Below are 18,179 nucleotides of genomic sequence, written 5' to 3'. Positions count from 1 at the left end.
CTGTCCTCTTGTCGCTGTCTGCCCCTGTTCACGCAGGCCCATCTCAGGCCTGACCACTGTCGCTGTTGCGGCTGGTGCGCTGGATGCGTTCACGTTCCAGACGGTCCTGCTGGGCTTCGATACGGCTGCGGTCCTTCTTGGGGTAGGCCTCAAGCGGTGGCGTGCCATTGTAGAGCGCCTGTAGCAGCACGTCGCGGGCGATCGGCGCCGCCGCCTTGGAGCCGCCACCGCCATGTTCCACCACCACCGCGACCGCGAATTTCGGGTTGTCATGGGGCGCGTAGCTGACAAACAGCGCATGGTCGCGCCGTTCCCAGGGCAGGTCCTCGTTGCGGATCACCCCGGCGGCGCGCTCTGCGGCGGTGATATTGCGGACCTGACTGGTGCCACTCTTGCCCGCCATGCGCATGCCCTCGGCGATGATCCGGGAGCCGTAGCCGGTGCCGCGCCGTTCGTTGCTGACCGAATACATGCCCCGGCGGATCGTGCGCAGATTGTTCTCGTTGACGCCAATCGGCTCTCCGGCGCCGCTGGGCTGTTCCACCCCGTCGATGGATTTCAGCAGGCGCGGCGTCACCGAACGCCCGGTGGCCAGACGTGCGGTCATCACCGCCAGCTGCATGGGCGAAGCCAGAAGATAGCCCTGCCCGATAGAGGAGTTCACGGTGTCACCAACCAGCCAGTCCTGACCGTAGGTCTTTGATTTCCATTCCTTGTTGGGGGCGATCCCCTTGGCCACGGCGGACATTGGCAGATCATGGCGCACGCCAAGGCCAAAGCGTTTTGCCATGGCGGAAATCTTGTCGATGCCGACCTTGATAGCGAGATCGTAGTAATAGACGTCGCAGGAGCTTTTGAGCGATGTATTGAGATCGACATGGCCATGGCCTGCGCGTTTCCAGCAGTGGAAGCGGCGGCCCGAGACCTCCAGATGGCCGGGGCACCAGACGGTATCTTCGGTGCCGATCAGGCCTTCTTCCAGCGCGGCAAGGGCGGTGATCATCTTGAAGGTCGATCCGGGCGGATAGGTGCCCTGAACGGATTTATTGGCCAGCGGGCGATAGGGGTCTTCGGTCAGCATCCGGTAGTCGGCCACCGAGATACCCCGCACAAAGAGGTTGGGATCAAAGCTGGGCGAAGAGGCAATGGCGCGCACATCACCGTTTTCGCAGTCGATGACCACGGCGCTGGCGCTCTCGAGGCCAAGCCGCGCCTGGGTGTAGTTTTGCAGATCGGCATCGACGGTCAGCTGCATGTCGGCGCCGGCCTCGCCTTCGCGGCGATCCAGCTCGCGCATGACACGACCGGTGGCGTTGACCTCGACACGTTTGGCGCCGGCCTTGCCGCGCAGCACATCCTCGCGCTTGGCCTCGAACCCGACCTTGCCGATCTGAAAGCGCGGGATCATCAGCACCGGTTCTGGGTCTTCCATCTTGCTGAGGTCATAATCCGAGACCGGCCCGACGTAGCCGATCACATGGGCAAAATCCTCATGCTGCGGATAGACCCGCGTGAGGCCGACCTCGGGCGTGATGCCGGGCAGGGCGGGGGCGTTGACCGCAACCTTGGAGATGTCGTCCCAGCTGATCTGATCGGCCAGGGTGATAGGCAGGAACGGTGGCGAGCGGCGCATTTCAGCCATGGCGCGTTCGATGTCTTCGGGGTCCAGCGTCAGCAGTCGCGACAGTTTGTCGATGACGTCGCCCACATCGCCGGCATCCTCGGGCACCACGGTGATCCGGTAGGATTGCGCGTTCTGCGCCAGAATTGTGCCGTTGCGGTCGTAGATCTGCCCCCGTGCCGGGGGGATCAGGCGCAGGTTGATGCGGTTTTCCTCGGCCAAGAGGCGGAACTGGTCAGCCTGATCGACCTGAAGGTGACGCATCCGCATCGCCAGACCACCGGCAAAGGCCAGCTGCAACCCGCCCAAGAGCAGGGCGCGACGGCTGAGTTTGCGATGTGAGGCCTCGACATCCTTGACGTTGCGTTTCATCAGCGGCTTCCCAGGGCTTCTGCCTCGGCGGGGGAGAGTTTGCGCACCCCCAGCAGGCTTTGGCTGGCCAGCGCGACCAGCGGATAGATCAGCAATGTTGCCACCATCTGGATCAGAATCAACCCCAGCGACGGCTGCACCACCCCCAGAATCGCCAGGATCAGCCGGTTGAGCAGGGTCACGGCGGTGACGGTCACCGCCACCGTGAACCATTCGCCGAGAAAGGCGGTTTCACGGTGCGGCTGAACCTGTGATTTCAGAAAGCTGGAGGCCAGAACCACCAATAGCGCCATCAGCCCCGGTGGCCGCTGGAACAGCAGATCGGCCAGCAGGAAGGTGAGGGCAATCAGCAGCGTCGGCACATAGTCGGGACGCCGGAGCGACCAGGCCAGGACCAGCGCCAGCATCAGATCCGGCGGCGCCCAGCGAGAGGGCAGCGTATCCAGCGGCAGCAGGTGAAAGAACATGATCACGAGGGCCAGCGCCGGAAAGGCCGCGCGCATGAGCCAGATCCGCGCCGGGGCGTTATTGGCCATCTCCGGCCTCCGCCGCCGCCCCATCGCCCAGCCCCTCGGGCCGGGGTTGCGGAATATTGATGCCCGGTGCTGGAACCACCAGCCCGCCGGGATCCTTGATCACCTCAGATCCGTGATGGCGCAGCACCCGCAGGAATTCCAGCCGCTCGTAATCGGCCGAAAGGCGCACCCTCAGGCGGCCAAAACGGTCCTGCGTGACCTGCCCGATCAGCAGACCTGCCGGGAACACCTTGCCATCGCCCGAGGTGACCACCCGGTCGCCGGGGCGGACCAGATCGGGGTTTTCGAGAAAGTCGATCACCGGCGCCGGGCTGTTGTCGCCAGCCACCAGCGTGCTTTGCCCGGAGGGCTGGATCAGCGCGGGGACGGAGCTGGCAGCATCGGTGAGGAGGATCACCCGCGCGGTATCCTGCCCGGTGCCGGAGATCCGCCCGACAAGGCCGATGCCATCCATCGCTGCCCAGCCGTCGCGCACCCCGTCACGCGCGCCGACGTTCAGGATCACCGACTGGCGAAAGGGCGAGCCGCTGTCGGCCATGACCACACCGGTGACAAAGGTCAGGCGGGGGTCGAGCCGCACATTGTTGAGATCCAGCAGGCGGGCGTTTTCCTGTTCCAGCTGTAGCGCCGCCTCTTTCCAGGCGCTCATCTGGCGCAATTCGCTGCGCAGTTCGCGGTTCTGTTCGGCAAGCCGCTGATAGCTCTGAAAATCGCGCAGCAGGTTGATGGCGCCCTCAACCGGGACCATGGCCCAGTCCATGCTGGGAACAACGGCATCGACGATTTGGGCGCGAAACCTCTCGACCCTTGGGCTGTCGATCCGCCAGATCAGGAAAATCGCCAGCAAGCACAGGCAGATAACCCCGGTCAGCAGGCGGCGCAGCGGGGCGGTATAGTCATCACGCTGGGACCGGTCTTTGGCCAAGGTATTCCTTCCCGGCGCCGGGCGTCGGCCATCCTAGCGATGGCCGGACCGCTCAGCTGTCGTAATCAATGGCATGTGCCAGCTGTTTTTCGTATTCCAGCGCCTTGCCGGTGCCAAGCGCCACGCAGTTCAGGCTTTCATCGGCGATGGAGACCGCCAGACCGGTCTGTTCGCGCAGGGCCAGATCCAGATCGCCCAGCAGCGCGCCGCCGCCGGTCAGCATCACGCCGCGATCCACGATATCCGCCGCCAGATCCGGCGGTGTGGTTTCCAGCGCGGTCATCACCGCTTCGCAGATCTGCTGCACGGGTTCCGCCAGCGCTTCGGCGACCTGGGCCTGCGAAATCTCGATTTCCTTCGGCACGCCGTTCAGCAGGTCGCGGCCGCGGATCTGCATCGACTGGCCGCGGCCGTCGTCGGGCATCCGGGCGGTGCCGATGGAGGTCTTGATGCGTTCGGCCGTGGCCTCGCCCACCAGAAGGTTCTGCTGACGGCGCAGGTAGTTGATGATCGCCTCATCCATCCGGTCGCCACCAACGCGGACCGAGCGCGCATAGACGATGTCGCCCAGCGACAGAACCGCAACCTCGGTGGTGCCGCCGCCGATGTCCACGACCATGTTGCCGGTGGGATCGGTGATCGGCATCCCGGCACCAATGGCGGCGGCGATCGGCTCGGCGATCAGCCCGGCGCGGCGGGCGCCTGCGGAGAGCACCGACTGGCGGATCGCGCGTTTTTCAACCGGGGTTGCGCCATGCGGGACGCAGACGATGATCTTGGGCTTGGAGAAGGTGGAGCGTTTGTGCACCTTGCGGATGAAATGCTTGATCATCTCTTCGGCGGTGTCAAAATCGGCAATCACCCCTTCGCGCATCGGGCGGATCGCCTCGATGGAGCCGGGGGTGCGGCCCAGCATCAGCTTGGCATCCTCGCCAACTGCGAGCACTTTTTTCACGCCGTCCTTCACATGATAGGCGACAACGGAGGGTTCCGACAGGATGACACCGCGACCCTTGACATAGACGAGCGTGTTCGCCGTGCCGAGGTCAATTGCCATATCAGACGTGAACAACCCGCCAAGACTTCCAAAGATCGACATGTATTAGGACCCTGTAAAACTGCCACCTGTCCCGCGACTCTGCTGAGCGCGGGCTTTATGTCTTATAAGCAGCGCCGGGAGGTGGCGAAAGGGCGGATTCCGATCAAAAGGCGCCTTTTCGCCGCCACTGCGGGGTGCCCCATGGGAAAGGCAGACAACCGATCCGATTGGCAGTGTGGGCAGGTGTGGCGCGGATCTGATAAGCGCGCCCCTCAAAACCGCACGCCTCCGGCAACTATCGGAGGCGGTAAAGGGCCGCGCGATGTTGCTTCTCTTGTTTGCACAGCGTTGTTAAGCTTGATCCTTACGGATGTTTGGTCGGCGAAGGGAACGGCGATGAAGCGGCGAAATTTCTTACTGGCTGGCGGGGCCTTCGGCATGGCAAATCTGATCACAGGACAAACCGCCGTTGCCGGGTCCGGATTTTTTGTCCCACCGGAGGAAGCGCCGCATCAGCGCACCTTCATGCAATGGCCGGTCAGCAGGAAGGTGCATCCAGATCCTGTGTTCCGCGACATGGCGCAGCAGTCGATTGCAGATATCGCCAATGCGATTGCGGCGTTTGAACCTGTCACAGTGCTCGCGGCGGCAGCGGATCACAGCGGCGCGCGCGCCAAGCTGTCTGCGGATGTTGAGCTGTGGGATATCCCGACCGAGGATCTGTGGTGCCGCGATTCAGGGCCTATCTTTGTGATCGATGGCGCAGGCGGCTTGGCGATCAGCCATATCCAGTTCAACGGCTGGGGCAAAAAGCAGGTCAACCGGCGGGACAGCCAGATCGCAGGACGGGTGGCCGAGCGTTTGGGGCTGCCGCTGTTGCCAACCGGTTTGCATGGCGAGGCAGGCGGCGTGGAGCAGGATGGGCACGGGCTGCTGATGGCACATGAGAGCAGCTGGGTGAACAAAAACCGGAACCCCGGGCTGTCACGCGATCAGATAGAACAACGGCTGCTGGAGGCTTATGGGGCGGATCGCATGATCTGGGCCGAGGGGGTCCGGGGGGAGGATATCACTGATTATCATATCGATAGCCTCGCACGTTTCACCGGGCCGGGGCGTGTTCTTATGAACCTGCCCGATACCCCTGATAGCGCCGATCCGTTCCATATGGCTGCGTTGGACACGCATGACCGGCTGGTTGGGGCGGGGCTGGAGGTTGAGGTTATCCCCGAACCTCATATCCGTCGGATCAAAAGGTTCGATTTTGTCGCCTCTTACGCCAATTATTACGTCTGCAATGGCGCGGTGGTCGCGGCGGAATTCGGGGATGGTGCAACCGATGAGATCGCGCGGAACGCGCTGGCGCGTCACTATCCGGGACGGGAAATAGTCACGCTGAACGTGGACCCGCTGGGCGAATTGGGTGGCGGCATTCACTGTGCAACGCAGCAGATGCCAGCGGTCTGAGCCATCAGATCCAACGCCCTCCGCTGCGGCAAGGGGCTTTTGTCCGGGGCGGTTTGGCGGTAGAGGGCTGGGATGCTGTCATATCAACATATCTATCACGCTGGAAATCTGGCCGATGTTCAGAAACACGCGCTGCTGGCGCGGATGCTGGATTATCTCACGCGGAAGGACAAGCCGCTCAGCTATATCGAGACCCACGCCGGGCGCGGGCTCTATCAGCTGGATGCGGCAGAGGCGGTCAAGACCGGCGAGGCGGCGGCGGGGATCAGCCGCCTGCTGGATCAGGCCCTGCTGGCTGAGGATCACCCGCTTGCCGCTGCCATTGCCGCATCCCGCAGCGCCCATGGAGAGATGGCCTATCCGGGGTCGCCGCTGATTGCAGCGCATCTGCTGCGCGAGGCCGACAGTCTCAATTTTGCCGAGCTGCACCCGCAGGAAAACGCCGCCCTGCGGCAGGCGCTGTGGTCGCATGGGCTGGGGCGGCGGGTCCATGTGCATCAGCAGGACGGGTTTGAACTGGCGCAGTCGCTGGCGCCGCCGACGCCGCGTCGCGGGCTGCTGCTGATTGATCCCAGCTATGAGGTAAAGCGCGACTACGCCCAGATCCCCGGCCATATCGCCAAGCTGAACCGCAAGTGGAACGTCGGCGTCATTGCGCTGTGGTATCCGATCCTGACGGACGAGGCGCATAAGCCGATGCTGAGCGCGCTGGAGGCGCAGGGGCTGGCCGGCGCATTGCGTCATGAGGTGCGGTTTCCCCCGGCGCGGGAGGGGCACCGGATGGTCGGCTCGGGCATGTTCATCGTGAATGCGCCCTATGGCACCGAGGAAGAAGCCGCGCGGCTGACCAAACTGTTCAGCCGTCTGGGCTGAGATGCGGCCAACAGAGGCGGTTGGCCCTGGGCAGAACGAAAAAGGCCACCCGTCGGGTGGCCTTTGCTGTTTCAGATCAACGCATTGATCAGGTGATGTCCTTGTAGGAAATCTCGCGGGTGTCGGCGCCTTCGCCCATTTTGCTGCGGCGGATGATCAGGCGGTTGAGGGCGCTGATATAGGCGGCGGCAGAGGCGACAACCGTGTCGGTGTTCGCGCTCTCGCCCGTGGCGATCACGCCGTCTTCTTCCAGTCGGACAGACACAGTGGCCTGCGCGTCGGTGCCTTCGGTGACCGCATGGACCTGATAGAGCTGAAGATGGGCCGAGTTCGGGTGGATCTTGCGGATCGCCTTGAAGGCGGCATCGACAGGGCCGTCGCCTTCTGCGGTCTCGGTCACATCCTTGCCGTCGACTTCCATTTCGATGGTGGCCTCGGCGGGACCGCCGGTGCCACAGACGACTTTCATCGACACCAGCTTGAGGTGGTCATCCTCATCGCCGCTGGTGCGCATCAGCGCGATGATGTCGTCGTCAAACACCTCTTTCTTGCGGTCGGCGAGTTCCTTGAACCGGACAAAGAGATCCTTCAGCTGGTTGTCGCCCACCTCAAACCCAAGCTGGCTGAGCTTGTCGCGCAGCGCCGCACGGCCGGAATGTTTGCCAAGCGGCAGCGAGGTGCCGGCAATGCCCACATCCTCGGGCCGCATGATTTCAAAGGTTTCCTTGTTCTTCAGCATACCATCCTGATGGATGCCGCTTTCATGGGCAAAGGCGTTCTTGCCGACGATGGCCTTGTTCGGCTGCACGACAAATCCCGACACGGTGGAGACCCGGCGCGAGATGTGCATGATCTTCTTGGTGTCGATGCCGGTGGTAAAGGGCATGATGTCACCGCGCACCTTGAGCGCCATCACCACCTCTTCCAGCGCGGTGTTGCCCGCGCGTTCGCCCAGACCGTTGATGGTACATTCGATCTGGCGCGCGCCTCCTGCAACGGCAGCCAGCGCGTTGGCGGTCGCCATGCCGAGGTCGTTGTGGCAATGGGTGGCAAAGATCACGTCATCTGCACCGGGCACGGTTTCGATCAGGCGCTTGATCAAATCGGCGCTCTCGACCGGGGCGGTATAGCCGACGGTATCGGGGATGTTGATGGTGGTGGCGCCCGCCTTGATGGCAATTTCGATCACCCGGCAGAGGTAATCCCATTCGGTGCGGGTGGCATCCATCGGCGACCACTGCACATTGTCCACCAGATTGCGGGCGTGGGTGACCGTCTCGTGGATCTTCTCGGCCATCTCATCCATGGTGAGGTTGGGAATGGCGCGGTGCAGCGGCGAGGTGCCGATAAAGGTGTGGATGCGCGGCTGTGCGGATTTGCGCACGGCTTCGGCGCAGCGGTCGATATCCTTGAAGTTGGCGCGCGCCAGCCCACAGATCACGGCATTCTTGGAACGTTCGGCAATCTCGCTCACCGCTTTGAAGTCGCCTTCGGAGGCGATGGGGAAGCCCGCTTCGATGATGTCGACGCCCATGTCGTCCAGCAGCTCGGCAATCTCGAGCTTTTCATCATGGGTCATGGTTGCGCCGGGGCTCTGCTCGCCATCGCGCAAAGTGGTGTCGAAGATCAAAACGCGATCTTTGTCAGCTGCAGTCGTCATGTCGGTATCTTTCTTGTCTGTCCTAAAATCCAATCCATGTGGCGCGCATGCCTTCCCCTCTGAGCGGGCGCGCCGGATGGCACGCTCAGAGGCGGATTAGGATCAGTAGGGCGCGCAGATCTGCACCGCGCGGGGCGGTGGCAAAGCAAGGGATATCTGCACGCATCATCATGACGCAGAGTTATACAGAGCCAAAGACGAATGGAAAGACAGAAATTGACCGGGCAGGGGCAAAGCCTGCGACTGTAACCCGTTGGCCCGGATCAGACATGCTACGCCTTATGGCTGGGCGCGCGCTGTGCGGCGGCTCCGCTACGCCTTTTGGCGGTAGGGCGCGCCAGCCTATCCGGTCGGCCGTGCTGCGGGTCAGCGGTAATCAGTTGCTGGCGTTTGCATCGTCGGTGGCGGTGGCCGGGTCGGCTGTTGTGGCATCATCGCTGTCCTGTGCCGCCGCACCGGTGGTTTTGAGCGCGCCGTTCTCCCAGGTGCCTTCGGCTTGCTGACCGCTGGCATAACGCATCACACCCGGTCCCTGACGTTTGGAATTGAGAAAGCTGCCCTCGTAGACATCGCCATTGGCATAGGTCGCGACGCCCTGGCCGCTGATCTTGCCTTCGGTCCAGTCGCCCTCATAGCTGAAGCCATCTGTCATCACGATCTTGCCGGTGCCGTGGCGCTGGCTGTTGGCAAAGCTGCCGGTATAAACCGAACCGTCGGGGTAGGTGACAACCGCTTCGCCATGGCGCTGCCCCTCTTTCCAGCCGCCATCATAGCGGTAGCCGTCAGGGTAGGTCATCACGCCCTGGCCGTGGTTCTTGGCGTTCTGGAACTCGCCTGTGTAGACCAGCCCGTTGGGATAGGTAGTGGTGCCGCTGCCCTCGATCACGCCGGCCACCCAGTCGCCTTCGTAGGTGGAGCCGTCGGGATAGGTGATCTTGCCCACGCCATCGGCGAGATCATCGCGGAACTGGCCCTCGTAGACCGAACCGTCGGGATAGGTGACGCGGCCCTTGCCCTCGATCTGACCGGCCAGCCATTCGCCGGTGTAGACATAGCCGTCGGTCTTGGTGAAGGTGCCTTCGCCGTGGCGCAGGTCATCCTCGAAATTGCCGATATAGACATCGCCATTGGCATGGATCTGCTTGCCTTCGCCCTGACGGCGGCCGGCCACCAGCGGGCCTTCGTAGATATCGCCATTGGGCTGGGTCAACACGCCGGTGCCATCCATCTGGTTTGCGGACCAATCGCCCTCGTAAACCAGACCATCGGGCATGATCAGCTTGCCTTTGCCCTCCAGCTGGCCGTCGCGGATGTCGCCCTCATAGGTGGCGCCGTCCGGGTAGGTGATCTTGCCGGTGCCTTCCTTGCGGCCATCGACCCAGTCGCCGTCATATTCATAGCCGCCGGGATTGCGCATGATGCCTTTGCCATGGTGCTTGGCATCGCGAAAGCCGCCCTCATAGCGCGCGCCATTGGCATAGACCGCAACCCCCTGGCCATTGATTACGCCGTCCGACCACTCGCCATCATAGGTGCCGCCATCGGCAAAGGTGATCTTGCCTGCGCCTTCGGGTTTGCCTTTGACGAACTCGCCCTCGTAGATGGATCCGTTGGGGAAGCGCGCAACGCCACGACCGCGGACTTCGCCATCGACCCAGTCGCCGGTATATTCATAGCCGTTGGGCAGCCGGTAGGTGCCGGTGCCATGTTGCAGGCCGCCGCGAAAGGTGCCCTCATAGATGCCGCCGATTTCATCCTGCGTGGTCAGCACCTTGCCATCCTGGGCCAGGGCCGGGCGTCCGACCCCGGCAGCGCCAAGCGCCAGGGCGGAGGTCAGAAGAGCGGCGGTGGTGAAACGGGTCATGGAATATCTGCTTGCCATAAGGGGAGCCGGGGTGCGGGCCTGTTGATCGGTTTGACAGGAAACTATGCCACAGCCGCCGCCGTCGCAATGTCTTTTGCCACTGCGGTCTTTCCCTCGCAGCGTGATCTGTTTAATGGCAGAAGGCAGGATTATCGAAGGACGCAAGCAGGATGGCTGATCGTTTTCGCGTGACACTGGCCCAGTTGAACCCCACCGTCGGGGATCTGGCTGGCAATGCAGATAAGGCCCGCGAGGCCTGGGCCGCAGGCCGCGAGGCAGGGGCTGATCTGGTCGCCCTGCCAGAGATGTTCATTACCGGTTACAACACGCAGGATCTGGTGATGAAGCCGGTTTTCCACCGTGCTGCCATTGCCGAGGTTGAGCGGTTGGCCGCCGATTGTGCCGATGGTCCGGCGCTGGCGATCGGCAGCCCGTGGGTCGAGGGCGACAGGTTGTACAACGCCTATCTGATCCTGAAGGGCGGCAAGATCACCACGCAGGTGCTGAAACATCACCTGCCAAATGCCACCGTCTTTGACGAGGTGCGGATCTTTGATGCGGGCCCGCTGGGCGGTCCTTATGCGGTTGGCGATACCCGGATCGGCAGCCCGATCTGCGAGGATAGCTGGTATGAGGATGTGGCCGAAACCCTGGCCGAAACCGGCGCGGAGTTCCTGCTGATCCCCAATGGATCGCCCTATTATCGCAACAAGATGGATGTGCGGCTCAACCATATTGTGGCCCGCTCGATCGAGACCGATCTGCCGGTGATCTACCTCAATATGGTGGGCGGCCAGGATGATCAGGTTTTTGATGGTGGTTCGTTTGTGCTGAATCCGGGCGGGGCGCTGGCCTTGCAGATGCCGGTCCTGCGCGAAGATATCTGCCATCTGGATCTGGAGCGGACCGCCGAGGGCTGGCGCGCCGTGGATGGCCCCAAGGCGGTGCTGCCGGATGAGTGGGAGCAGGATTACCACGTCATGACGCTTTCGCTGCGGGATTACATGCGCAAGACCGGCTTCAAGAAGGTGCTGCTGGGGCTCTCCGGTGGCGTCGATTCCGCCATTGTCGCCACGATCGCGGTCGATGCGCTGGGGGCTGAGAATGTGCGCTGCGTGATGCTGCCGTCCGAATATACCTCGCAGGCCTCGCTTGACGATGCCGAAGCGGTGGCAAAGGCGCTGGGCGTGCGCTACGACTACGTCCCGATTGCCGAGGGGCGCGCCGCGATCACCAACACGCTGGCGCCGCTGTTTGCCGGGATGGAGGAGGGGCTGACCGAGGAGAACATCCAGTCGCGCCTGCGCGGGCTTCTCCTGATGGCGATGTCCAACAAATTTGGCGAGATGCTGCTGACCACCGGCAATAAATCCGAGGTCGCCGTGGGCTATGCCACGATCTACGGCGATATGGCGGGGGGCTACAACCCGATCAAGGATCTCTACAAGACCCGCGTGTTCGAGACCTGCCGCTGGCGCAATGCCAATCACCGCGACTGGATGATGGGGCCGGAAGGGGAGGTCATCCGCCCCTCGGTCATCGACAAGCCGCCGAGCGCCGAGCTGCGCGACGATCAGAAGGACAGTGACAGCCTGCCGGATTACCCCGAATTGGACGCGCTGCTGGAGATCCTGGTGGATCGGGACGGTTCGATTGCTGATTGCGTTGCGGCCGGGTTCTCGCGGGAGACGGCAAAACGCGTGGAACACCTGATTTATATCAGCGAATACAAACGCTTTCAGTCAGCCCCCGGTGCGCGGCTCACACCGCGCGCGTTCTGGCTGGATCGTCGGTATCCGATCGTGAACCGCTGGCGCGACCCCAGTTGACCGACCAGTAAGGCGCTGGTGATCCACCCGTTGGTGTCAGCGATATCGGGCTGGTCCCTGCGGCCAAAGGTGCGGCCAAGGCGGGAGCATCGCATACGTTCGGTCGGGGTCAGCTGCCGGAGAAGGGGCCGTTGGCGGGATCGGCTTCCTGGCAATCCACGACGCAGTTGCGGCCTGCATCCTTTGCCGCGTAAAGCGCGCGGTCCGCGGCGTGCATCAGATCCTGCGGCAGCAGGCCATCCTCGGGGAAGCTGGCAACGCCGATGGAGATGGTGACACGCGGCAGCGTGCCGGAGCCATAGCGCAGTGTGATTTCCTCAATCGCGACACGCAGCGCTTCGCCGACCTCCATCGTCTGTTCCTTGTCGGTATCCGGCAGGAAGACAGCAAATTCCTCGCCGCCCATCCGGCAGCAGATCTCGCCATTGCGGAACAGATCCTTCAGCGTGTCGCCAATGGCGCGCAGCACCATGTCGCCGGCATCGTGGCCATGGGTGTCGTTGAAGGTCTTGAACCGGTCCGCATCAAAGCTGAGCACCCCCAGCTGGCTGGCGCGCCGGTCGGCCAGCGCCACCGCATTGCGCAGCTCGCCGAGGAAATAGCGCCGATTGTAGACACCGGTCAGCGGATCGCGGGTGGACTGGTCGTGCAATTCGTCGCGCAGGCGGACATTGGCCACCGCCAGCGAGATATGTTCGCCGCAGCGCAGGGCAAGGCGATGCAGCGCCACCTTGCGCTTGGGGTCGGTTTCCGGTGCAAATTTCACATGCAGCAGACCGACGGTATTGCCATGGGCGACCACCGGAAAACAGACGTAATCGCCATGCTCATCGGTGGCAGGCTGCTCCTCGACATGGGCGCAGGGAAAGGCGATCTTATCCGCAGAATAGAGATACTGCCGCCCGCGCCGTAGCGCCCAGCAGGCATCGGCAAAGATGTGGTCATGGACCTCGGCCCCGCCCCAGTGGCATTTGCCATCCAGAACGTCCCGCGAGTTGGAGTAGATGTAGAGCTCGCCCTGGGATTGCGGAAACAGCTTCGCCATGAAGGCGCTGACAATGCGGAACAGCTCCTCCTGGGATTTGCAGGAATGCAGCCAGACGTCGAGCTGCGACAGCAGCTTGGCCTCTTCGCGCCAGGACTGTTCCGCCGCAAGCGTCTTCAGCGCGGTCAGCTCCGCCTCCTCGGCGGCCTGGCGCGCCAATGTCAGGTCCCGCGCACTGCGCTCGATCTGGGTCACATCGGTGTAGCAGGAGACAAAGCCGCCGGTGGACAGCCTGCGGGTGTCGATCTGAAGGCGCCGTCCCGACGGCATCCTGCGGGTCGCCGAAAACCGCTCCTTGTCAGAGCTGAAATCCTGTTCGGCCTGTCTGGCGCTGTCTTCGGTCACATGGCCCAGCCTGACGGCGGTGGCAAAAAACGCCTCGCGCGAATAGCCCGGAAAGATGTCGCCATTCTGCAGCTCCAGCAGGGTAAGCAGCCGTTCGTTGAAGACCTGGCAATGCCCGTCCTCGGTCCAGACCATCACGCCCTGATCCAGCTTGTTCAACACATCCATGAGCCGCGCATGGGAGGGTTCAGGCAAACTCTCCGCCTGCAACATGTCGCTCGGGATCACTTTGTTCACGGGAGACCCCATTCTTCGTACCAATAATCGTCAGTGCTGCGACAGGCTGACACAGGAAGTCTGAACGAAATCTAAGCCGCCCCCTGAAAAACGCGGACAGTTTGAGACGACTTGGGATCAACCGTCGGCGACTGCGCCGCAACTGGACAAAACGTCGCCTATGTGACATGGGGCAGGGCAACAGGAGACTTGTGATGACAACCACCCGATTTGCCCCGTCGCCGACCGGCTATATCCACGTTGGCAATCTGCGCACCGCGCTGATGAACTATCTGATCGCCCGCAAGGCCGGCGGCAGCTTCATCCTGCGCATCGACGACACCGACCCGGAGCGGTCGAAAGAAGAATATGTCGATGCCATCAAGCAGGATCTGGAATGGCTGGGCCTGACCTGGGACCGTGTTGAACGCCAGTCCGAACGTCTTGACCGCTATGTCGCCGCTGCCGACAAGCTGCGCGAGATCGGTCGGTTCTATGAGGCGTTTGAAACGCCGGTTGAACTGGACCTGAAGCGCAAGAAGCAGCTGAATATGGGCAAGCCGCCGGTCTATGATCGCGCTGCGCTGAACCTGTCGGAGGACGACAAGGCCAAGCTGCGCGCCGAGCGCGGCGATGGTGTCTGGCGCTTCAAGCTGGATCAGGAGCGGATCGAGTGGACCGATGGTATCCTGGGCGATATCTCCATCGATGCCGCGTCGGTCTCGGACCCGGTCTTGATCCGTGGCGACGGCCAGTTCCTCTATACGCTGGCCTCGGTTGTGGACGACACGGAAATGGGCGTGACCCATGTTGTGCGCGGCTCTGACCATGTCACCAACACCGCCACCCAGATCCAGATCATCGAGGCGCTTGGCGGCACTGTCCCCTCCTTTGCGCATCACTCGCTCTTGACCGGCCCGCAGGGTGAGGCGCTGTCCAAACGCCTCGGCACGCTGGCCCTGCGCGATCTGCGTGAAGCGGGCGTGCAGCCGATGGCGCTGCTGAGCCTGATGGCGCGCCTTGGCTCCTCCGACCCGGTTGAGCTGCGCGCGGAGCTGGCAGAGCTGATCGAGGGTTTCGACATCAACCGTTTTGGCGCTGCGCCGACCAAGTTCGATGTGCAGGATCTCTACCCGCTGACCGCCCGGTATTTGCAGTCCCTGCCGCTGGAGGCCGTGCAGTCCCATGTGGACGCGCTGGGGGTTCCGGCAGAGAAACAGGCCGCATTCTGGGATATGGCCAAGGAGAACATCACCACGCTGAAGGATCTGGCGGGCTGGTGGGACCTCTGCCGCGACGGCGCCGAGCCGCTGGTGGCGGATGAGGACAACGACTTCATCGCCGAGGCGATGGCGCTGCTGCCCGAAGGCCCTTACGACAGCGAGAGCTGGGGCACATGGACCGCTGCTGTGAAAGAGGCGACGGGCCGCAAGGGCAAGGGGCTGTTCATGCCGCTGCGCAAAGCCGTGACCGGCATGGAGCGCGGCCCCGACATGTCCGCCCTGCTGGCGCTGATGGAAACGGTCCGCGCCCGCGGCTGAGCTTTGACGACTGTCTGATGCAAAGGCGGCACCATAGGGGGCCGCCTTTGTGCTGTCCTGTGCTCTCCGGGGTGCTCCCGCCCACATCGGTGGCATCACAGAAGCCACCTCTGCGGTTGGGCCGGGCGCCGCGCGCCGGCGCGGCGCCGCAGACCGCCTGTAGGCGGTCTGCCATGCCCAACTGCGCTCAGGGCAGGGCAGATCTGCCCTGTTGTGCGGGCGGGAGCCGCCTTGGCCGCCGCCCTTCGGACCCGCCTCCGGGTGTCACTTCGGCTCTCCCTCCTGGTCTCCCTCTTGGTTATCTCCCTTCCGCTTGCCATCGCGCAGGTCGGCGGCGGCCTCGGCCATGGCCGGGTTGGGATGATGCGCCAGCGCCGAGAGCGCCTTGTCCATCCAGTCGATCACCGCAGGGTCGTCGCCGCCGGCGCGGGCGATGGGCGGAAAGGCGCAGGACAGCAGGTGCCGGGCCGAGACCGCAGGCATCATCACCCGATCAAAGGACACGTCGCGCGCGTCAGGCTCGGCCTCATCCGGGGTATTCTCCCACAGCAACCGTTCCAGCCGCCCCATGACCTCCAGCGCGGTGCCGGGATCATTGACACCGGGCGACAGGGCGCGCTGTGCGGTTTCCGCCAGCAGCGTCAGGCCAAAGGAGGGATCCTGATCGAAACTGCGCACATCACCGATTTCGATGCAGCGGCTGGCCGCCTCGCAGAGCGTCTCCTCGCCGGTCTCGGCATAGGCCACCGGCCGCCCGCGCAGCACGAATTCGCCGGGGGTGCGGTGGATGGCGATCCTGGTCTCGGCCTCTTCGGCCAGCGTCTGCAACCCTGCGACATCGACAAACCGCACAAAGCCCGAGGCCTGCGCCGGGATGGCCCGGCCCTGCTGCTGAAATCTGGTGTCATCCTCGGCGCAGGCGGCGCCCAGGCAGGGCGCTTCGGCCCGCTGGCGCAGGCTGGTGCGGCTGCGCTCTTCGATCAGGCGCAGCGTGTGATCCATGCTGCCAAGTCCCGACAGATGGTCAATCCAGCGCAAAATCGCCACGACGATCAGCGCCACCACTCCGACGGTGATGGCAAAGACCACGATGGCGGCATCCTCGCTGTAGAACCCGGCGCGGAACAGGATCACCGCGCTCAGGCTGAAGACAAACCCGCCGACAAAGGTGGCCAATACGCTCTGGGTGATCGTATCCTCCAGCAGCAGGCGATAGACCCGTGGCGTCGCCGTGGCAGCGGCCGTACGATAGGCCGAGACCATGACATTGAGCGAGAATGTGGTGACCGCCAGCATCCCGGAGGCAAGGATGGTCAGCACCGGCAGCGCCGCCTCGCGGCCAAAGCGTTCGCCCAGGTCTTCGGGTATGAAGGGCGTGAGCCAGGGGGCGATGGCCAGCGCCAGCAGCGAACAGGCCGAGAGCAGCACAACCCGGAACCACAGTTGCCGGGTGATCCGCCGGACATAGAGCAGGGTGCGGGAAATCACTGATCTGCCCCGATAACGGTCGCGCCAAGCGCCAGCAGATGCTGATCGACCAGATCCAGCTCTTCAACAGTCAGCCTCTGCGCTCTGGGATATCGCGGGGCGCTGCGGTCGTTCAGGATCGGCGCGTCCCAGCCATCGGTCGTGCGCACGAAGGCGGCGACACCATCGGCGCCGAAGACGTCCAGATAGCCCTGAATAACCACGTCGAGATAGCTGAGCAGGATCGGATGGCGCAGGCTGGCCGCGCGCTGGCTGTGGCCGGGCACCGCATAGACCGCGATATCGGTCTCCGGGTTCAGATCATGCTGGACCGCGCCGCCGGCAGGCAGCCGCTCATAGGCAAATTCGCGGTCATCAAGCGCCGCCCAGTCGGCCCCTGGCACCTCGGCGATCAGCCCGTCGATGGTGGTTCTGTCACAGGGCACGGCGCTGAGAAAGGCAACCGGGCGCAGATCGGTATGCACCCAGGCCCGGCGCCAGCCGCTGAGCCGCGCGGGGCGGGCCTGACCGTAGCCATGGGTGCGCGTGTTCACCAGGCTGCCGTAGCCAAAGAAATAGGGGGCTGGGGAAACGGGGGCGGGCATTCAGATCTCCTGACTGGCGATGTCTGTCTCAGTGGCGCTGACCGCCACAGGCAGGCGGGGTCTGTCGCCCACCGTTTGCCCTGCGTCGGCGCTGCCTGCGGGCGGCGCAGCGGGACCCGGCAGGGGCAGGGTCAGGCGAAAGCGCGTGCGGCTTTGATACATGTCAAAGTGGCCTTTGTGCGGCCATGTCATGATCTTGCGACAAGGCACCTCGGAGGGGCGATCATGCGGATCACGAAACGGACAAATATTGCAGTGCGGCTGTTGATGTATTGTGCAGCCCATGCGGACCGCCTGGTTACCAAATCCGAAATTGCCGCGCGCTGCAATATCTCGGAGAACCATTTGGCGCAGGTGATCAACCAGTTGGCGCAGCTGGGCTATCTGCATACGCAGCGCGGGCGTAACGGGGGCATGTCGCTGGGCAGGCCCGCGGCTGAAATCGGCATTGGCGATGTCTTTCGCGCGGTTGAGGGCACGGTGCCGATGGTCGAGTGTTTTGCCGATGCCGACAATACCTGTCCGCTGGTTTCGGCCTGTCGGCTGCGGATTGCCCTCACCGATGCGGCGCAGGCCTTCTACCGGTCGCTGGACGGGATCACCCTGGAGGCGCTGGTCTGCGACAATGATGCGCTGTTTGCCCTGTTCCAATCGCCGGTTTCGACCGGCTGCGCGCGCTACGCCAGCTGAGATGCTCTGGCGCCCGCCCGCCGTGGCTGACGTCGTGGCTGGTGTTGTGGCTGCGGCCCCGCAAGCGCGGCGCCAGAGGCCGCG

At 63.6% G+C, this 18,179-nt stretch carries 15 protein-coding genes; 5 read left to right on the top strand and 10 right to left on the bottom strand.

Features of this window, described 5'->3' with window-relative positions; translation table 11 throughout:
* Window positions 1–43 precede the first annotated feature (43 nt).
* Genes mrdA through VWY34_RS05810 form a run of 4 tightly spaced genes read right to left on the bottom strand, consistent with a single transcriptional unit; the run spans window position 44 to window position 4,553 of the window.
* Complete coding sequence (mrdA, locus tag VWY34_RS05825; RefSeq protein WP_416536690.1) at window positions 44–1,993, bottom strand: penicillin-binding protein 2; 1,950 nt, start codon at window positions 1,991–1,993, stop codon at window positions 44–46.
* Window positions 1,993–2,529: a rod shape-determining protein MreD gene (locus VWY34_RS05820; RefSeq protein ID WP_340547313.1), complete on the bottom strand. Its 537-nt coding sequence runs from the start codon at window positions 2,527–2,529 to the stop codon at window positions 1,993–1,995. Before VWY34_RS05820 ends, mrdA begins: the two co-directional genes overlap by 1 nt.
* Window positions 2,519–3,454, bottom strand: coding sequence for a rod shape-determining protein MreC (mreC, locus tag VWY34_RS05815; protein WP_340547312.1), 936 nt, complete (start codon window positions 3,452–3,454; stop codon window positions 2,519–2,521). The genes VWY34_RS05820 and mreC overlap by 11 nt, the downstream gene beginning before the upstream one ends.
* Before the next feature lie 52 nt (window positions 3,455–3,506).
* The gene (locus tag VWY34_RS05810; RefSeq protein WP_061049901.1) at window positions 3,507–4,553 is read right to left on the bottom strand and encodes a rod shape-determining protein; all 1,047 of its coding nucleotides are present in this window, start codon (window positions 4,551–4,553) and stop codon (window positions 3,507–3,509) included.
* Between the two features lie 336 nt (window positions 4,554–4,889).
* On the opposite strand from VWY34_RS05810, the gene VWY34_RS05805 reads away from it, so the two are divergent.
* On the top strand, window positions 4,890–5,960 hold the full coding sequence (locus tag VWY34_RS05805; protein ID WP_416536691.1) for an agmatine deiminase family protein: 1,071 nt from the start codon (window positions 4,890–4,892) through the stop codon (window positions 5,958–5,960).
* Window positions 5,961–6,032: 72 nt separating this feature from the next.
* Window positions 6,033–6,833 (top strand): 23S rRNA (adenine(2030)-N(6))-methyltransferase RlmJ, encoded by an 801-nt coding sequence (locus VWY34_RS05800; RefSeq protein WP_416544607.1) that lies wholly within the window; start codon window positions 6,033–6,035, stop codon window positions 6,831–6,833.
* A gap of 88 nt (window positions 6,834–6,921) precedes the next feature.
* Here VWY34_RS05800 and VWY34_RS05795 read toward each other — a convergent pair whose 3' ends face one another.
* The gene (locus VWY34_RS05795; RefSeq protein ID WP_340547309.1) at window positions 6,922–8,493 is read right to left on the bottom strand and encodes a 2-isopropylmalate synthase; all 1,572 of its coding nucleotides are present in this window, start codon (window positions 8,491–8,493) and stop codon (window positions 6,922–6,924) included.
* A 376-nt stretch (window positions 8,494–8,869) separates the two neighbouring features.
* Window positions 8,870–10,357 (bottom strand): MORN repeat-containing protein, encoded by a 1,488-nt coding sequence (locus tag VWY34_RS05790; RefSeq protein WP_416536692.1) that lies wholly within the window; start codon window positions 10,355–10,357, stop codon window positions 8,870–8,872.
* Window positions 10,358–10,527: 170 nt separating this feature from the next.
* Here VWY34_RS05790 and VWY34_RS05785 point away from each other — a divergent pair, with 170 nt between their 5' ends.
* A complete protein-coding gene (locus VWY34_RS05785; RefSeq protein ID WP_416536693.1) occupies window positions 10,528–12,186 on the top strand; it encodes an NAD+ synthase in 1,659 nt (552 codons plus the stop codon).
* 109 nt (window positions 12,187–12,295) lie between these two features.
* Here the strand turns inward: VWY34_RS05785 and VWY34_RS05780 are convergent, their stop codons facing one another.
* Window positions 12,296–13,813, bottom strand: a complete 1,518-nt coding sequence (locus VWY34_RS05780) for a diguanylate cyclase (RefSeq protein ID WP_340547306.1) — start codon at window positions 13,811–13,813, stop codon at window positions 12,296–12,298.
* Window positions 13,814–14,007: 194 nt separating this feature from the next.
* On the opposite strand from VWY34_RS05780, the gene gltX reads away from it, so the two are divergent.
* Window positions 14,008–15,333: a glutamate--tRNA ligase gene (gene gltX, locus VWY34_RS05775; RefSeq protein ID WP_416544606.1), complete on the top strand. Its 1,326-nt coding sequence runs from the start codon at window positions 14,008–14,010 to the stop codon at window positions 15,331–15,333.
* Between the two features lie 264 nt (window positions 15,334–15,597).
* Here the strand turns inward: gltX and VWY34_RS05770 are convergent, their stop codons facing one another.
* From VWY34_RS05770 to VWY34_RS05760, 3 genes are read right to left on the bottom strand one after another with little or no spacing between them, the layout of a single operon-like run.
* Window positions 15,598–16,821, bottom strand: a complete 1,224-nt coding sequence (locus VWY34_RS05770) for a DUF2254 domain-containing protein (RefSeq protein ID WP_416544605.1) — start codon at window positions 16,819–16,821, stop codon at window positions 15,598–15,600.
* Window positions 16,818–17,405 carry a gamma-glutamylcyclotransferase family protein gene (locus VWY34_RS05765; RefSeq protein ID WP_416544604.1) on the bottom strand — a complete coding sequence of 196 codons (588 nt, stop codon included), beginning with the start codon at window positions 17,403–17,405 and terminating at the stop codon, window positions 16,818–16,820. Before VWY34_RS05765 ends, VWY34_RS05770 begins: the two co-directional genes overlap by 4 nt.
* Complete coding sequence (locus tag VWY34_RS05760; protein ID WP_416558538.1) at window positions 17,406–17,597, bottom strand: hypothetical protein; 192 nt, start codon at window positions 17,595–17,597, stop codon at window positions 17,406–17,408.
* A gap of 33 nt (window positions 17,598–17,630) precedes the next feature.
* On the opposite strand from VWY34_RS05760, the gene VWY34_RS05755 reads away from it, so the two are divergent.
* Entirely contained in the window at window positions 17,631–18,095 is a 465-nt protein-coding gene (locus VWY34_RS05755; protein WP_416536697.1) for an RrF2 family transcriptional regulator, read from the top strand.
* Window positions 18,096–18,179: the final 84 nt, after the last annotated feature.

The organism is Phaeobacter sp. JH20_02 (assembly GCF_048056915.1).
GTDB lineage: Bacteria > Pseudomonadota > Alphaproteobacteria > Rhodobacterales > Rhodobacteraceae > Phaeobacter > Phaeobacter bryozoorum.
This window is presented reverse-complemented; position numbering and strand designations above follow the sequence as displayed.

What these genes read in the sequence shown, in the direction of transcription:
- VWY34_RS05795 (WP_340547309.1), bottom strand. Translation starts at nt 8,493, where the DNA reads ATGACGACTGCAGCTGACAAAGATCGCGTTTTGATCTTCGACACCACT.
- VWY34_RS05760 (WP_416558538.1), bottom strand. Translation starts at nt 17,597, where the DNA reads ATGACATGGCCGCACAAAGGCCACTTTGACATGTATCAAAGCCGCACG.
- VWY34_RS05790 (WP_416536692.1), bottom strand. Translation starts at nt 10,357, where the DNA reads ATGACCCGTTTCACCACCGCCGCTCTTCTGACCTCCGCCCTGGCGCTT.
- mrdA (WP_416536690.1), bottom strand. Translation starts at nt 1,993, where the DNA reads ATGAAACGCAACGTCAAGGATGTCGAGGCCTCACATCGCAAACTCAGC.
- gltX (WP_416544606.1), top strand. Translation starts at nt 14,008, where the DNA reads ATGACAACCACCCGATTTGCCCCGTCGCCGACCGGCTATATCCACGTT.
- VWY34_RS05785 (WP_416536693.1), top strand. Translation starts at nt 10,528, where the DNA reads ATGGCTGATCGTTTTCGCGTGACACTGGCCCAGTTGAACCCCACCGTC.
- VWY34_RS05820 (WP_340547313.1), bottom strand. Translation starts at nt 2,529, where the DNA reads ATGGCCAATAACGCCCCGGCGCGGATCTGGCTCATGCGCGCGGCCTTT.
- VWY34_RS05755 (WP_416536697.1), top strand. Translation starts at nt 17,631, where the DNA reads ATGCGGATCACGAAACGGACAAATATTGCAGTGCGGCTGTTGATGTAT.
- VWY34_RS05765 (WP_416544604.1), bottom strand. Translation starts at nt 17,405, where the DNA reads ATGCCCGCCCCCGTTTCCCCAGCCCCCTATTTCTTTGGCTACGGCAGC.
- VWY34_RS05810 (WP_061049901.1), bottom strand. Translation starts at nt 4,553, where the DNA reads ATGTCGATCTTTGGAAGTCTTGGCGGGTTGTTCACGTCTGATATGGCA.
- VWY34_RS05805 (WP_416536691.1), top strand. Translation starts at nt 4,890, where the DNA reads ATGAAGCGGCGAAATTTCTTACTGGCTGGCGGGGCCTTCGGCATGGCA.
- VWY34_RS05800 (WP_416544607.1), top strand. Translation starts at nt 6,033, where the DNA reads ATGCTGTCATATCAACATATCTATCACGCTGGAAATCTGGCCGATGTT.